Source organism: Abditibacteriota bacterium (assembly GCA_017552965.1).
GTDB lineage: Bacteria > Armatimonadota > UBA5829 > UBA5829 > UBA5829 > RGIG7931.
This window is the reverse complement of the sequence record JAFZNQ010000117.1, coordinates 1-14,858: the sequence shown is the minus strand read 5'-3', so window position 1 is coordinate 14,858 and position 14,858 is coordinate 1. Positions and strand designations below refer to the sequence as shown.

The following is a 14,858-nucleotide window of genomic DNA, read 5'->3' as shown; positions in this document are numbered from 1 at the left end:
GGAGCCCCTTGTATTATCGCTCCGCTTCCAGAGCGGCCTTGATCCTGTTTTGAGCGTCGTTGGCCTCCGCGTCGGTCAGAGTGCGCCCGGCCCTCATGAGTATCTGCAGTGTGTAGGACTTGTTGCCCTTGCCCAGCTTTTCGCTCTCAAATACGTCCTTCAGGGTGATATCCCGGACTATATCGTCCGCCGCAGCCCAGGCGGTCTGCAGTATGGAGTCGTAGGTCTTGCCCGAGAGCACCACGGTGATGTCCCTGATGATAGCGGGGAATTTTTCCACAGGGGTGTATGCAAAGCCGGTGTCCGAGAGGGCCATCAGCCCCTCAAAATCCAGCTCATAGACGTAGGCTCTGCCTCTTACTCCCGCATAGTCGCATATCTCGGCGGAAGCTTCGCCAAAGCAGCCCAGGCTCCTGCCGCCGGCAAACACCTCGGCAGCCCTGGTGGGATGCAGGTATTTGCGGGCGCAGGGCTTGTATTCCGCATCCTTGATGCCCGCAGCGGACAGCAGGTTCTCCACTATGGCCTTTACCGTGAAGAAATCCGTCTTGCAGTCCGCGCAGTTGATGCCCCAGCTGTTGTTCCACAGGCCTCCCGCAGCGGCGCCGGACACCCTCATAGCCTCGTCTATGACGCCCTCGTCGTTGACGAAATAGACCTTGGCTATCTCAAAGAGGTTGATGTCGTTTTCCTGATGGGCCTGATTGGTGGTGATGACCTCCAGAGCGTTGGGGATCAGGCTCAGCCTCATGGCGTCCAGCTCTCCTGACAGGGCGTTGCGCACCTTGACCTGGCTGGCCGCATTCTCAAAAAAGGCGTTCTGATCCGAGTTGATCATGCTGTGGGTCAGTATTTCCTGGCCGCCCACGCTCAGCAGGGTCTGCCTCAGCTTCAGATGAAACAGGCTCTCGGGAGACTGTCTGCCGGCATTGTCGGTCCTGGGCATAGTGGTGCCGATCTTGTCATAGCCGAAGACTCTGCCCACTTCCTCCACCATATCCACCGGCTTCACCAGGTCGGTCCTGTAAGCGGGGACCTCGGTGACCAGAAAGCCGTCCTTTATCACAGTGGGCAGCAGACCGATGTTCAGACATTCCGCCATAAAGCCGGGGTCCAGGTCCATGCCCAGCATGGTGTTGATGCGCTCGGGGTTGGAGATGATGATCCGGGGCTCCAAAGGCTCGGGATATACGTCGTCCATGCCGCCCTCGATCACGCCGCCCGCCAGCTCCAGAATGAGGCTCACGGCTCTTTTGGCAGCATAGAGGGCCATATCTTCATCCACGGTGCGCTCAAAACGGTAAGAGCTCTCGGTGGACAGATTCAGCTTTTTGGAGGTGCGGCGCACGTTGGTGCAGTCAAATATGGCAGTCTCCAGAAAGATGTCCGCCGTGTCTTCCCGTATTTCCGAGCCCAGGCCGCCCATAATGCCGGCCAGAGCCACGGGCTCGGCGCTGTCTGCTATGACCATCATACCTGCATCCAGGACTCTTTCCGTCTCGTCCAGGGTAGTGAGCTTCTCCCCTTCCGAGGCCTGGCGCACGTTTATCTCGTCGCCCTTGATGAACCGTCTGTCAAAGGCGTGGAAGGGCTGCCCCAGCTCCAGCATGCAGTAGTTGGTGATGTCCACCACGTTGTTGATGGGCCGCATGCCTGCCGCGATGAGCCTGTTTGCCATCCAGTCCGGCGAGGGAGCCAGGCGCACTCCGTTGATGGCCACACCTATATATCTCCGGCATTTGTCCGTGGCTATATTGATGCTCACGGGACACTTGCCCATGGGGACGTCCCTGACCTCGGGCATCCGGATGGGAGCGTTGTTGACTATGGCCACCTCCCGGGCCACGCCCAGTATGGACAGCCAGTCGCCTCTGTTGGGGGTCACCTTCACGTCCCAGCACAGCTCTTCGGCCTTCGCGCCGCCGGCGGCGGCAAAATCCTCGGGGCCCAGAACGTAGGACTCCTCCACCTCCAGACCGTTCATGGTGATGGCGGCGGCAAGAGAATCGATATCGGTGCCCGTATGTACAAAATCCTTCAACCAGGAAACAGCTAATTTCATTTTACAGTTGCCTCAAAAATCTCAAGTCGTTTTCGGTAAACAGCCTCAGGTCCTTTATGCCTCTCTGGAGCATAGGGGTCCTCTCTATGCCCAGTCCGAAGGCAAAGCCCGAATACACGTTGGGGTCGATGCCCATGGCGGTCAGGATGTTTTCGTGTATCATGCCGGCGCCGCCCAGCTCCAGCCAGCCGGAGCCCTTGCACACGTTGCAGCCCTTGCCGCCGCACAGCACGCAGCTGATGGCGATCTCGGCGCCGGGCTCCACGAAGGGGAAGAAGTCCGGGCGGAACCGCACCTTCACGTCCTTGCCAAACATCTGAGAGGCAAATTCCTGCAGCGTGCCCTTCAGGTCGGCCATGCTGATGCCCTTGTCTATGCAGAAGCAGTCCACCTGATGAAAGGTGTGACCGTGAGTGGCGTCCACGTTCTCCCTTCTGTAGCACTTGCCTACGGTGCAGACCTTCATGGGAATGGAATGCAGGGGGATCTGACGGCCCTGATAAGCCGTGGTCTGGGTGCGGAGCAGCCTTTCGTCAGTGATATAAAAGGACATCTGCTCGTCCATGGCCGGGTGCTCGGGAGGATAATTCAGAACTTCAAAATTGTATTTATAATACTCTATCTCGGGGCCTTCCACTATCTCGTAGCCCATACCCGCAAAGACTTCCTTCACCTTGAATATGGTGTCAAACATGATGTGGGTGTGCCCGGTGCGGAAGAGCCTGCCCGGCAAAGTGACGTCCACGGCCTCTGCCTGCAGTCTGGCAGCCTTTTCGGAGTCGGCGAGCTGCTCTCTCCTGGCCTCTGCGAGAGCTGTGAGGGCGTCCTTGATCTGATTGACTCTCTGGCCAAAATCCTTTTTCTGCTCCTTGGGGAGAGTGGCTATCTTTCTCAGCTGCCCGGTGAGCTCGCCCTTGCGGCCCAGATAACCGGTGACTGCCGCTTCCAGCTCCTCTGTGTGCAGCGCCTGCTTTATTCGGTCGGTGGCTTCCTTCAGAAGAAGCTCTAATTCTGCAAATTCTGCCATATTTATCCTCGAAAAACTACTTATTCCAAATATATATTATAGCAAAAACGCTCTCCATATTCAATAGAAAGGAGCCGTGTGCGCCCGGCTGTCTTTCGCAGGCGTATGACATTACCTCATCGCCCAAAACGCCGCCGCTTGATTTCAGAAAAAAAAAATGATATAATAAGTACATGAAGAGATATACATCTCTGCAGCAATTATAATAATCAGGGAGAAGAGCAAGCGATATGGATTTAGCGAAAAAGAAGCGTATTTTTATCGGCGTCGGAGCAGCAATAGCTATCGCGCTTTTGATACTGTGCGGCGTCATCTTACACGTCCGCGCCAAAGTCCTTGAAGAAGAACGAACCTCAGCGATCGGAGCAGCTCAGGGCAGCATGACGTGCGTGACCACCAAGAATCCGCTCGTCACCAAAGACAACTATCTGAAGATCACAGGCGCCATGACCCTCGGGGATGTGGAGGCCCTGTTGGGCCCCTGCGATGTAACACAGCACAGAACCTCCAACACAGAATACACCTGGGTAGACGCGGGGAATATGACGATCATCATAATTGAGTTCGCAGGCTTTCGTATGGAAAAGAAATTCTTTGGCGATTCCCACGACCCCACAAACAACGCCTCCGAAGTGTTTATTGTCAGGTGATACGGATCGTGTGACTTGCGACAAAAAAAACTGTTCTGCCCGGACAGTCCGGGCAGAACACATTTTCCGGGATGCTTTTCCAGATCCCGATCGTAAGCCCGTCAGAGCCTGATGGTCTCGCCGGTGCGGCCGGACTCGTATATAGCGTCTATGATGCTGATCACGTCGTAGGCCTGCCAGGCTTTGATGGGTATTTCCCCGCCTTCAGCCAGAGCGGTGTAAAAGTCCTTGATCTCGTCTGCGTGGGGCGAAGAGGGCTGAAGATGGGCGGGAGTGATGTTGAGCATCACCTTGTTCTCGTCGGTGTATATCTTCAGGGGGGCCGTGGTGGCTCCGCCCTTGTCGCCTATGAGCTGCACGCCGAAGTAATCCTTCTCTATGTGGGCGGCAAAGCTGGATTCGATATACATGGTCATACCGTTCTCAAACTTCACCAGACCGGTGCAGAAGTCCTCTATGTTGAAGGTGTCCCTGTCCCAGGCCCAGTCGCCTCCCATATCGGCGATATCCTTATTGTTGCCCAGCTTGGAGTAGCTGCATCCGCTGACGGACACGGGCTTGGGGTTGCCGGTGAGCCAGAGAGCAGTGTCCAGAGCGTGGCAGCCGCAGTCTATCATACAGCCGCCGCCCTGCTTCTCCAGGTCGCAGAACACACCCCAGCCGGGGATGCCTCTGCGGCGGTTGGATATGGCCTTGGCGTAGTATATCTCACCCAGCCGGCCTGCGTCCACGAACTTCTTCAGAGCCACCATTTCGTTGTTGTAGCGCCAGCAGTGTCCCACGGACAGCACGGCCTTGGACTTCTTCTCGGCGTCCAGCATCTTCTGAGCCTCGGCCCGGGTCATGGAAATGGGCTTCTCGCAGAATACGTGTATATCCGCTCCCAGAAAGTCCACCGCTATGGGCGAGTGGGCGTAGTTGGGGGTGCAGATGTGCACCGCATCCAGATCCAGACGGGCGCCCAGCATGTCCTTGTGGCTGAGGAACGCGGGTATAGTGTCGTTGCCCAGGTTCTTCTTGGTGTTGTCCAGCGCCTTGGGATCGATGTCGCAGATAGCGGCTATCTCGATCTCGGGCATGTTTTTCAGAGCGGGTATGTGGGCGTAATTGCAGATGGAGCCTGTTCCCACCAAGCCTATCCTGAATTTTTTACTCATTTTTATCTTCCTCGTTATAATAGATTTCTGTTGCAGTGCCCTTGCCTATGACCTCGCCGTCCTCTTCGGCAGTGACCACTCTGGCGCAAAGGGAAGGATCGGCCTCCACGTATCGTCCGCCGACCCGGTGGAACACGTTTTCAAACCTGATATTCCTGCTGGGCATAATGCCTCTGGAATCCAGAAAAGCAGCGAAGGAGGGGCCAAAGGTCACGCAGCTCCAGTCGCCGTATTCGGGGTCCCCCAGAGGGAAGCTGAAGTATATATTGCGAAACGTAAAGTTGTTGCAGCTGGTGCCCATTTCAAAGGCGGAGCGCTTGACCGTATAGTAGTCAGAGGGCTGTATATAGTCCACGAATATGTTTTCAAAGGTCAGGTTGTCCATATGCCCGGACCGGTCCGGCCGGTCAACTGGAGCGGGCACCAGATTGGCCTGCAGATATCCCTTGTAGGTGTGGAAGCCCCGGCAGTTGCGGAAGGTGCAGTCTTCCACGCTGCAGTCTATCTCCCTGCCGTCCTCCGCAATGAATATTCCCGCCAGGAGCCTGTTCTCGCTCCACATCCATCCGGGAGTGGAGGCTATGTTTTCCACCAGCACGTGGTCTATCTTGCCCAGGCTCAGGGCGCAGCCAAAGTCGTCGTAGGCGTTGAGGGCCACAAAGTCGTCTCCTGTGACGCCCGTCAGGTTGCGTATCCTGCCCCCGGAGGCGGGGCCGCAGACGTGCACGCCGTCCCGGTAGCACTTGTCAAACTTCAGATTCTCTATATCAAAGTCTTCTATGCCGCTGACGTAAAGGGCAAAGGGGGTAATGTCGTAAAAGGTGAGGTTGCTTATCCGCAGCCCCTTGACGTTGGTAAAGCTCATCACCGAGAAGGCGTTGTGCTCCACCCCGGCGCTGTCCCGGACTTTGCCGGATTCGTTGCCGTTGCCGCCGTAGCTGCCATTGTTGGTCAGGGACCAGGTCCCCCCTGTGATGCAGATATCCGTATCGGGGCAGTCAAACTCGAAGACGCTGCGGCTCACCTTGAAGTTCTTGTTGGTCAGCATACAGCAGTTGCTGTCCGGCTTCAGGGAGATCACGGTGCCCTCGCACACCTCAAGGGTGGTGCCGGACCCGATATAAAGGGTCTTGTCTATGTACAGTCTGTTGGGGAAATAGGGGACGTAAACGCGCTTGTTTTCGTCGAGAGCCGCCTGTATGGCGTCGGTCCATATCTCACCCTCGGTAAATTGGACCCGGTCCACGTAGTAGCCGGTGCGGAATTCCTTTTCCAGCCAGGTCTCTTTTCGCACCAGGTGAGCATAATTGCGCACGTCGCCTGCGGGATACTGTTGCTTCCGGGTAATGGCCGCTTTCGAATAAATGCCTTTCATTTGTGTCTGTCCTTGTTGCCGGGCTCGGCTGTGTCGTGATTTAATAAAAGAGTGCCGTGATAACACAGCACTCCTGTTTGACGTATGGATTATCCTTCTTCGTCTTCGCCTGTAGATTTGAGCAGATCTCCATAGAGATCTCCGATGCTGGTGGATGCTCCGCCCTCTTCGTGGCCGGCGTATCCGAAGTCCTTGTCATAATCATCGTTGTCGCTGACGGCGGCGTGCCTTCTCTGAGGACGCTCGGGAGCCGGCAGAAGGGCCTTGATGGAGAGTATCACCTTGCGGTCCTTGTCGATGACCTGCTTGACCAGCACGGTCTTTTCCTCACCCTCGGACAATACCTTGTCGGGGGTCTCGATGCGCTCGTTGGCCATCTCGGAGATAGGGATAAGGCCCTCGAAACCGTTGCCCATATCCATAAAAGCGGCCTTGGCCACTATTCTGGTGATCTTGCCGGTGAACTCGGCGCCCTCCACGATGTTTTCCTTGACGAAGCGCCAGGGATCGGGCAGCAGCTGCTTGTGGCCCAGAGACACTCTCTGCTTTGTCTCGTCAAAGCTGAGCACTATGACTCTGACCTTGTCTCCCACCTTGAACATCTTGGAAGGATCGGAGATGCGGTTCCAGCTCATTTCGCTGATATGGAGCATGCCTTCAAAGCCGCCGATATCCACAAACACGCCGTAGGGAAGCACGCTCTTGACAGTGCCTTCGCGCTCTTCGCCCACCTGGATGTTGTCCCAGAAGGCCCGCTTGGCAGCCTGTCTGCGCTCGTTGACCACCTTGCGGTTGGACAGGATGATCCTTCTCTTTGCCTTGTCGATCTCTATGACCTTGAACTCCATGTCCTCTCCGGCATGCTTGGCAAAGTTTTCATACTTCCCGGCCACCTGAGATGCGGGACAAAAGGCGCTGTAGCCCAGTATGTCCACCACCAGACCGCCCTTGACGGCTTCCTTGGCGACAGCCTTGACTATCCTGCCCTCTTCGTATATATCCTTGATCTCATCCCAGCGAAGATCGTAGTCCGCGCTCTTCTTGGACAGAATGATGCCGTTCTTGCCGGAAGGCACTATGACTCTGGCCTTGATGATGTCGCCGACCTTGACCAGCTCCTCGCAGCTCGTGACAGTGCTGTCGGATGTCAGCTGATCCAGAGGCATTCTCGCTTCGGACTTGAGAGAATAGCTGGTCAGGTTGATCAGGATCTCGTCCTTGTTGACCTGGACCACCTCGCCCTCTACGAGCTCGCCCTTTCTTAACTGCTTGTCTTCGGTAGGAAGAGTAGCCATTACGTCTTCCATGTTGATATCGTTTTCTACTACAGGCATTTAACCTACAACTCCTCAATCGGACCTTATCGCCCCAAACTATCTGATAATGTATTCCGTTGTACTGCGAACACACACATTATTATTATACCACCCGCACGCGTCTATTTCAACCGTAATACTATTTTTTTTTGAGGCGGCGTCAAAATAGTTTTGGCCCCGGCCGGAGCTCCCGCCCGGAAAGCTGTGGTATAATAGAGGTGAATATCTTTTGACAGGACGTGCATATGAAAATCACCGATCTTTCGCAGCCTCTGGGGCCGGACACCCTGACCTATCCCGGCGACGATCCCCTCTCCATGACCGTGACCCAGGCCTGCCCCCAGACCACCTATCTGCAGACGGGCAGCCATATAGGCACCCACATAGACGCTCCCCGGCACGCCTTTCCCGGCGGCAGGGAGATCGATTCCTTCCCCCTTTCCACCTTCTATGGAGAAGCCCTGTGCGTGGCTCCGGAGATAAGGGACGGACTGATACAGGCGCCGGACTGCGAGGCGGAGGGCTGCGGGATACTGGTGGTGGCCACCTTCTGGCAGAGGAAGACCCGGGACGGCAAGAGCTTTTTGCTGGATTTTCCGGGCTTTTCCGACGCGCTGTGCAGGTATATACTGGACCGGGGCTTCAGACTGGTGGCCACGGACGTCCCCTCGGTGGACTCCCTGCCGGGCTTTCGCTGTCACAACGCCCTGCAGGAAAAAGATATACCTCTGGTGGAGGGGCTGGTCATCCCCCGGGAGCTGGCAGGCGCGCGCTTTGTCTTTGCGGCCTTTCCCCTGAGCATCCCCTGCGACAGCTCGCCGGTGCGGGCCGTGGCCATAGAACTCTGACGTCACAGAAAAAAAGCAGCCGGCCCTGCCGGCTGCCTCTCTATGCCTGGACGTATTCCGCGCCCTTTTCCAGGGCCGCCCGGGCTCTTTCCAGCTCTCTGCCTATGTAGATGGCGTGATTGATGTCCGACAGGACGTTGTCCCGGGCCAGCTCATGCTGGAGCATAGCCGTGTCCGTCCCCTTGTACACCCTGATGGGAGTCCCGTCCGGGCGGGTGTGGGTGACCACTATCTCACCGTCCACCGGCATGATGAGCACCTGGCCGTTGTAGTCCATATTCAGGGCAAAGCCCTTTTCTCCGGCCACTCTCCGGGCAAAGTCGCTCCTTTTGGCGTCGATGCTGACAGACATGCTGATCACGGTCATAGGGCCGCACTCAAGCTCCAGCTTTTTTCCCACGTATTCCTGCAGGCCTCTGAGGCCGTACACGTTTTTCAGCCAGGCGTCCGTCACGTTGTGGTTGCGGTATGAGGCAGTCAGGGTCAGCTCGCCCTGAAAGACCCGGAAAAACAGGCTCACCAGACTGGGGACGTCCCTGCCGAAGGTGTCCTTTTTGGGGTCCCACAGGGACAGATAGCAGTCCCGGTCGTTGGAATACACGGACAGCTTGTCTGTGACACACTGCAAAAAGTCAAAGCCGTAGTATTCCCTGATGCGGTTGCCGCAGGTGTATTCGGCTCCCTCCGGAAGCTCCTCCCGGAAGAGCTCTCTGCGGTAGTCCTCCAGCTCGGACATGCTGAAGCCATAGCCGGCAAGCTTGTCCTCGCTGATCTCAAAATCCCGTATGACCACCTTTACGTTCTGCAGCTCACTCCGCTCCCCTTTTCTGAGCATGACGGGGACTCCGAACCTGTTGAGGCAGAACACCAGCTCCTTCCAGGCGCTCAGAGGGTCGTCCCGGGTGATAACCAGGCTCCGGGGCTCCGTGGGACAGCCGGTGGAGAGCTGCCGGGTCCGCCGGGGAGCCGCCGCGGGCCGCTCCTCCCCGGAGATGCGGTCATCCAGGACCGCCTTGGCCTTTTCCAGCTCTCTGCCCACGAAGATGGCGTGCTCTATGTCCGACAGGACCCGGTCCCGATACAGCTCATGCTGGAGCCGCTCGGTCACGGTCCCCCGGTAAACGTTGATGGGAGTCCCGTCCGGGCGGGCGTGGGTGACCACTATCTCGCCATCCTCTATGCCTATCTCCACCTGACCGTTGTAGTCGGTGTGCAGGGCAAACTGCTTGCCGGCAGCCACCCTCTGGGCAAAATCGCCTCTGGTGGTGTCGATGCTGATGCTGTGGCTGATGACGGTCAGGGGGCCGCATTTCATTCCCAGCCTGCCCCCCACGTATTCCTGCAGGCCCCTGATGCCCCAGGCGTTTTTCAGCCAAGCGTCCATCCCGTTGTGGGTGCGGAAAAACGCAGTGAGGGTCAGCTCGCCCTGAAAGACTCTGAAAAAGAGGCTCACCATGCAGGGAGCGTCTTTGCCGTAGGTGTCGCGCTTGGGGTCCCACAGGGACAGATAGCAGTCCCGGTCATTCACATAGGCCGACAGCTTGTCTATGGTGTTCTCCAGAAAGTCAAAGCCGAAGTATTCCCTGATGCGGTTGCCGTAGGTGTATTCCTGGTCCGGAGGCAGATAGCCGGAGAGCAGCTTTTGGCGGTAGTCCTCCAGCTCGGAGAGCCTGAAGCCGTATTTCTTCAGCTCTTCCTCATCGACGTCAAAGTCCCGGATGACCACCTTCACGTTTTGCAGCTCCCGCCGCTCCCCTTTTCTGAGCATCACGGGGACCCCGAACCTGTTGAGGCAGAACACCAGCTCCCGCCAGGCGCTCAGAGGGTCGTCCCGGGTGATGACCAGGCTGCGGGGCTCCGTGGGACACACTGTCACCGCAGGCTTTTCCATGGTGATGGCTATACGTTCGGAGGTCACGGGAGAGGGTGTGAAGCCGTTGACGAAATCCGCGGCTTTTGTCAGAGTGTCGGGAGAAGAGAAGTCTCCGGCGTAGCAGAGGACCGGCTTTTGACTTGCGAGGGACATATCCAGGGCGTTGTTCACCACCCGGTCCCTGCCGGCTATGACCCTGACCCTGCAGCCCAGCTGCTCGGTCTCGCGTATGCCGTCTGTGTACAGGGCTATCAGGTCCTCGGCAGAGCCGGACATGTTGGAGCCGCATATGAGCAACCCCTGTATCTGGGGGTTATACATCAGATTGGCAGCCAGCTCGGAAATGCCGTTGCCGTACAGGTTGCCTATCAGGGCCACCTTTGACGAGGGCCCCAGATCGATCCCCGCCTCGGCCAGCTTTTTCAGAGCATGTTCCTGTTTGGTCCACAGACACACTACCCCTATGCATCCGGAAGGGTTGACGAGGCGCAGCTTGTCTGCGTAGAACAAAGGCTCAAAGTCCATAATACTCTCCTTGCAGTCAAATATATTAGTTTGTATATATATTATACCCCAAAAGCGGGCGGGGTGTCAAACGGTCCTCTTTTTTCGCTATTTGCCCCGGGCCTCTTTACAAACCGCGCCTTCTGTGGTATAATATAAATGTCAACGCGGGGTGGAGCAGCTGGTAGCTCGTCGGGCTCATAACCCGGAGGTCACAGGTTCAAATCCTGTCCCCGCTCCCAGAACACACGCTCCTTTGCCGTCCGGCAAAGGAGCTTTTTTACAGCCCGGACCCATCGCAATGCCGGCGCCTGGCAACAGCTATTAAGGAGGAAACATATGACCATTCGCGAAGCCGAAAAAATACGCAGACGATTCTATCATCTCTCCAATCCCTCGGAAGAAGACTCCTTTATGTTCACCGAAGCTATGGGCTTCCTTATAGAGAAGACCGAGAATCCCAACTGCATGGTGGAGCTGGGAGCCCACTACTACAGACAGCGGTTGTTTGACCTGGCCCTGAAGTATTACGAGCAGGCGGCCGAATACGACAACATATACGCCATCTCGGATCTGGGCTATATCTGGTACTACGGCAGGACCGGGGAAAAGAACTACGAAAAGGCCTTTTATTACTTTGACAGGGCGGCCAAAATGGGTGACACTGCGGCGGCCTACAAGGTGGCCGATATGTACAAAAACGGCTACTGGGTAGAGCGGGACTATGACAAATACGCGTCCATCATCAAAGACCTTTACAAAAAGCCCGGCGAACACCTGCCGGAGATCTATTCCCGTCTGGCCGGGATATACGACAAAGAGGGCAGGACCGCCGAAGCCCTGGAGCTCCGGGATACGGCCAGGGGAGTCCTGGCGGAGAGGATAGCCCGCAACCCTTTTTTCGGCAACCTGACCATCATGAAATGGCTGATAGAGGGCATCTACGCCCTCCGCCCCTTTGATCCCCGGAACGCGGACATATACGACCTGTATCACGTGTTCGCCTCCCCCGCAAAGGCGCTGCTCCGCTATGGCGGTAAGGACTATGAAGCGGAAGCAGTCCCCGACGGCGACGGACTGGGGATACGCCTCGGAGACAGGTGGTTCCGCACCATAGACGACTTTTTCGCCAAGGCAGAGATAGAGGGCGAGCCCATCACCGCCCTTTACGAATATATCACAGTTTACGGGATAGACCAATGAACATAGTCAAAGCCTCCGATCCGGACACTCTCGAATACACGAACCTGCTGGTCAAAAGAGACGCTCTGAAAAAGGAAGCGGTCTCCATACGCATCGAGTATCTGCAGCTGTTCGGCGATCTGATGGTCAAGAACTACCGGGCAAAGGTGGAATGTATCAGGTGCAAAAAGATCATCGCCTTTATCCAGGCAGCCCTCAACCGGGGCGAGCAGCCGGACAGGAAGGAAATGCTGGCCCGGATCCAAAAGGAGATGGAGGTGTACCGGGACAGACTGCTGCAGATGCAGGAAGATGCAGCCCGGGCCGCAAAAGCGGAGCGGTCCTCCGCGGAGGACGTGGAAAAGAGCAAGCAGATCTACCGGCGCTTGGCAAAGCGTCTCCATCCCGATATATGCCGCGAGACAGGATCCGACGGACCCCTGAAGGAGCTGTGGCTGAGCATAACAGAGGCCTACTACGCCAATGACGCCAAGCTGCTCAGTGAGCTGGAGATACTGGCAAACAGGCTGTTGACGGATATGGGCAGGGACGGACTGCAGATCGACATCCCCGACATAAAGGGCAGGATCATCGAGCTGAGGGCAGAGATAGAAGAGATCATGACCACGGAGCCCTGGATCCTGCGCTATATCATCGAGGATCCGGAGGAAACGGAAAACAAGACCGCAGAGCTGAAGGAAGAAACAGAAGCATATCTCAGGCATGCGGAAGAGCTGCAGCAGGTGATAGACAGACTGCAGGATCAAGGAGGATAACAAATGTCCGACAAGCTGGCCAAGCAAAACCCTGAGAGCTCCCTGGTTACGGTCATAGAAGAAAAAGGCCTGGGCGAGCTGCTCAAGCCCCTGATAGAGGAGATACACCTCTTTGACACCTTCGTGGCGGGCACCTCCCATCTGAAGGACAAGAGCGTGCTGGATACCATCAGGACCGGAGACAAGCTGACTCTGCAGAGAGAAGACAACAAATACGACGCCAAGGCTATCCTGGTCCTGACGGACAGCGGCAAAAAGCTGGGCTACGTGCCCGAAAAAGACAACGTCATCTTTTCGCGGCTCATGGACGCAGGCAAGCTCCTGGCAGCCAGGATCACGGGCGTCGAAAAACAGGGCACCTATACAAAGATCGCCATAGGCATATACCTGGTGGACTTTTGAAGACCTCCGCATCCTTTGCGGCAGATCACCGCATCAAAACAGACAGCCGGCCCGAGGCCGGCTGATTATTTCGTCTGCTATGCCCGGGCGGCGTATTTGCCGGAGAGGTCGAAGTTGTGGCGCACGGGACCCTTGCCATGGCCCAGGTCCAGCATGGCTCCCAGAGCGCCGGACACGTAGCTCTTGGCCATCTGTATGCTCTCCGCGAGTCCGAAGCCCTTGGCCAGATCGGCGCAAATGGCAGAGGACAGAGTGCACCCGGTCCCGTGAGTATTGGGGTTGTCTATCCGCGTTCCCTCGAACCAGCAGCCGCCGTCCGGTCCGAAGAGGAAGTCGTTGGCGTCATTGACGCCGTGCCCTCCCTTTACCAGACAGGGGGCGCCGAAAAGGCGGTAGATAGCCTCGGCAGCCAGCTCCATATCCCCGGGAGAATGGATCTCCCTGCCGGACAAGAGCGCGGCCTCATAGACGTTGGGAGTGAGGACGCTGCCGAAAGGCAGCAGGGACTCCTTCAGGGTGTCGATGGCGTCATCGGAAATGAGCACGGAGCCGCTGGCAGACACCATCACGGGATCTATGACCACGGTGCGGGGCTCATATTCCCCGAGAGCGAGGGAAATGCGCCGTATAAGATGGGCGGACGACACCATGCCTACCTTGACACTGTCGGGCACGATGTCCTCAAACACAGCCTTGAGCTGAGCGCCGAGAAACTCCGGATCCACGTCGTGTATGGCAGTAACTCCCAGGGTGTTCTGGGCGGTCAGGGCCGTGATGCAGCTCATGGCATACACCCCGTTCATGGTCATGGTCTTTATGTCGGCCTGAATGCCGGCGCCGCCTATGGAATCACTTCCCGCAATAGTCAAAGCAGTGTGCATGTTGTCCTCACAAAAAAAAGCGCCCCGGGGGACGCATATTCGTTCGCAGCCTACGCCGGCATTATCCGGATCAGGTCAAAGGTCGAAGCCGGGCTTCCTCTCAGCCTGCGTAAGCAAGCTCCCCATCCTTTATTATACCAGCCCGGCAACGGCGTGGTCAAGAGAGAGCAACGGCAGGCCGATGCGGGAGTGAAATGTGTGTGGGCAGGCGCTGCGCGCCCGCCAAAAGCACATCTTTACCGGGACAAAGCAGAGCATCGATAGAAAGAGGAGCGTCGGATCACCCGGGGTGGGAGGGGCGCAGCCCCTGCTCAAGCGACCGGTCAAGCGTCGCCGAAGGCGCAAGGCGAGAATAGCAAGTCTGCAGCTTCTGACTTGCCTCGCCGCAGAGCGAAGGGCGGGCGCGCAGACGGGGTCCGGGGCAGCCGGCCCTGCTCGCTCTCACCCCACAAAATCATTCGATTTTGCGGGGGCCCCAAGGAGAGTGGTCCGGAGACGAGCTGTTCAACCCGGGCGGGTGTGTACGGGGTCCCCGGCGAAAAAAGTTTCGCTGGGGCAAAATATGCAATACCCACGAAAAAAGGGGGGTATGCGAAGGGGGGAAGCCCCCCTTGCCTGAACGAGTGACGACAAAGGACGAGGTAAAGAAAACTGTTTCATCCTCGGAACGGTCCGTGCTCTTATCCGGTCTTTATGTCAGGACCGAGGACCGGGTCCTCCCCGTCTGCCTTCTCACGCAAGCGTGAGCAAGGATGAGTCAGACGGGTCCCCCCCGAGATCCCTTCCCGGAAATGGCCAAACGCCG

At 57.1% G+C, this 14,858-nt stretch carries 12 protein-coding genes, 1 tRNA gene and 1 riboswitch; of the genes, 6 read left to right on the top strand and 7 right to left on the bottom strand.

Annotated features, from left to right (window positions below):
- Positions 1–13: 13 nt before the first annotated feature.
- Both pheT and pheS read right to left on the bottom strand, forming a co-directional pair.
- Positions 14–2,062, bottom strand: coding sequence for a phenylalanine--tRNA ligase subunit beta (gene pheT / locus IK083_10035; GenBank protein MBR4749891.1), 2,049 nt, complete (start codon positions 2,060–2,062; stop codon positions 14–16).
- A gap of 1 nt (position 2,063) precedes the next feature.
- Positions 2,064–3,089, bottom strand: coding sequence for a phenylalanine--tRNA ligase subunit alpha (pheS, locus tag IK083_10030; protein MBR4749890.1), 1,026 nt, complete (start codon positions 3,087–3,089; stop codon positions 2,064–2,066).
- 230 nt (positions 3,090–3,319) lie between these two features.
- On the opposite strand from pheS, the gene IK083_10025 reads away from it, so the two are divergent.
- Positions 3,320–3,739 carry a hypothetical protein gene (locus IK083_10025; protein ID MBR4749889.1) on the top strand — a complete coding sequence of 140 codons (420 nt, stop codon included), beginning with the start codon at positions 3,320–3,322 and terminating at the stop codon, positions 3,737–3,739.
- Positions 3,740–3,840: 101 nt separating this feature from the next.
- Here the strand turns inward: IK083_10025 and IK083_10020 are convergent, their stop codons facing one another.
- The 3 genes from IK083_10020 to IK083_10010 all read right to left on the bottom strand — a co-directional run bounded on the left by IK083_10020 (position 3,841) and on the right by IK083_10010 (position 7,605).
- Complete coding sequence (locus IK083_10020; GenBank protein ID MBR4749888.1) at positions 3,841–4,896, bottom strand: Gfo/Idh/MocA family oxidoreductase; 1,056 nt, start codon at positions 4,894–4,896, stop codon at positions 3,841–3,843.
- Complete coding sequence (locus IK083_10015; protein ID MBR4749887.1) at positions 4,889–6,271, bottom strand: hypothetical protein; 1,383 nt, start codon at positions 6,269–6,271, stop codon at positions 4,889–4,891. The genes IK083_10020 and IK083_10015 overlap by 8 nt, the downstream gene beginning before the upstream one ends.
- A gap of 89 nt (positions 6,272–6,360) precedes the next feature.
- Complete coding sequence (locus IK083_10010) at positions 6,361–7,605, bottom strand: S1 RNA-binding domain-containing protein (GenBank protein ID MBR4749886.1); 1,245 nt, start codon at positions 7,603–7,605, stop codon at positions 6,361–6,363.
- 227 nt (positions 7,606–7,832) lie between these two features.
- On the opposite strand from IK083_10010, the gene IK083_10005 reads away from it, so the two are divergent.
- On the top strand, positions 7,833–8,435 hold the full coding sequence (locus IK083_10005; protein MBR4749885.1) for a cyclase family protein: 603 nt from the start codon (positions 7,833–7,835) through the stop codon (positions 8,433–8,435).
- 40 nt (positions 8,436–8,475) lie between these two features.
- Here IK083_10005 and IK083_10000 read toward each other — a convergent pair whose 3' ends face one another.
- Complete coding sequence (locus tag IK083_10000) at positions 8,476–10,833, bottom strand: DUF4346 domain-containing protein (GenBank protein ID MBR4749884.1); 2,358 nt, start codon at positions 10,831–10,833, stop codon at positions 8,476–8,478.
- A gap of 145 nt (positions 10,834–10,978) precedes the next feature.
- Here IK083_10000 and IK083_09995 point away from each other — a divergent pair.
- From IK083_09995 to IK083_09980, 4 genes are all read left to right on the top strand, one after another.
- Positions 10,979–11,054, top strand: a tRNA-Met gene (locus IK083_09995).
- A 97-nt stretch (positions 11,055–11,151) separates the two neighbouring features.
- A complete protein-coding gene (locus IK083_09990) occupies positions 11,152–12,015 on the top strand; it encodes a sel1 repeat family protein (GenBank protein ID MBR4749883.1) in 864 nt (287 codons plus the stop codon).
- The gene (locus IK083_09985; GenBank protein ID MBR4749882.1) at positions 12,012–12,770 is read left to right on the top strand and encodes a hypothetical protein; all 759 of its coding nucleotides are present in this window, start codon (positions 12,012–12,014) and stop codon (positions 12,768–12,770) included. The genes IK083_09990 and IK083_09985 overlap by 4 nt, the downstream gene beginning before the upstream one ends.
- 3 nt (positions 12,771–12,773) lie before the next feature.
- Positions 12,774–13,172 carry an HIRAN domain-containing protein gene (locus tag IK083_09980; GenBank protein ID MBR4749881.1) on the top strand — a complete coding sequence of 133 codons (399 nt, stop codon included), beginning with the start codon at positions 12,774–12,776 and terminating at the stop codon, positions 13,170–13,172.
- A gap of 77 nt (positions 13,173–13,249) precedes the next feature.
- On the opposite strand, the gene thiD is transcribed toward IK083_09980, so the two are convergent.
- Positions 13,250–14,053 (bottom strand): bifunctional hydroxymethylpyrimidine kinase/phosphomethylpyrimidine kinase, encoded by an 804-nt coding sequence (thiD, locus tag IK083_09975; GenBank protein ID MBR4749880.1) that lies wholly within the window; start codon positions 14,051–14,053, stop codon positions 13,250–13,252.
- 31 nt (positions 14,054–14,084) lie between these two features.
- Positions 14,085–14,188: riboswitch (TPP riboswitch) on the bottom strand.
- Between the last annotated feature and the right edge of the window lie 670 nt (positions 14,189–14,858).

Excerpts from the sequence above, each read along its gene's own strand:
- pheT (MBR4749891.1), bottom strand. The coding sequence starts at position 2,062 with ATGAAATTAGCTGTTTCCTGGTTGAAGGATTTTGTACATACGGGCACC.
- pheS (MBR4749890.1), bottom strand. The coding sequence starts at position 3,089 with ATGGCAGAATTTGCAGAATTAGAGCTTCTTCTGAAGGAAGCCACCGAC.
- IK083_10025 (MBR4749889.1), top strand. The coding sequence starts at position 3,320 with ATGGATTTAGCGAAAAAGAAGCGTATTTTTATCGGCGTCGGAGCAGCA.
- IK083_10020 (MBR4749888.1), bottom strand. The coding sequence starts at position 4,896 with ATGAGTAAAAAATTCAGGATAGGCTTGGTGGGAACAGGCTCCATCTGC.
- IK083_10015 (MBR4749887.1), bottom strand. The coding sequence starts at position 6,271 with ATGAAAGGCATTTATTCGAAAGCGGCCATTACCCGGAAGCAACAGTAT.
- IK083_10010 (MBR4749886.1), bottom strand. The coding sequence starts at position 7,605 with ATGCCTGTAGTAGAAAACGATATCAACATGGAAGACGTAATGGCTACT.
- IK083_10005 (MBR4749885.1), top strand. The coding sequence starts at position 7,833 with ATGAAAATCACCGATCTTTCGCAGCCTCTGGGGCCGGACACCCTGACC.
- IK083_10000 (MBR4749884.1), bottom strand. The coding sequence starts at position 10,833 with ATGGACTTTGAGCCTTTGTTCTACGCAGACAAGCTGCGCCTCGTCAAC.
- IK083_09990 (MBR4749883.1), top strand. The coding sequence starts at position 11,152 with ATGACCATTCGCGAAGCCGAAAAAATACGCAGACGATTCTATCATCTC.
- IK083_09985 (MBR4749882.1), top strand. The coding sequence starts at position 12,012 with ATGAACATAGTCAAAGCCTCCGATCCGGACACTCTCGAATACACGAAC.
- IK083_09980 (MBR4749881.1), top strand. The coding sequence starts at position 12,774 with ATGTCCGACAAGCTGGCCAAGCAAAACCCTGAGAGCTCCCTGGTTACG.
- thiD (MBR4749880.1), bottom strand. The coding sequence starts at position 14,053 with ATGCACACTGCTTTGACTATTGCGGGAAGTGATTCCATAGGCGGCGCC.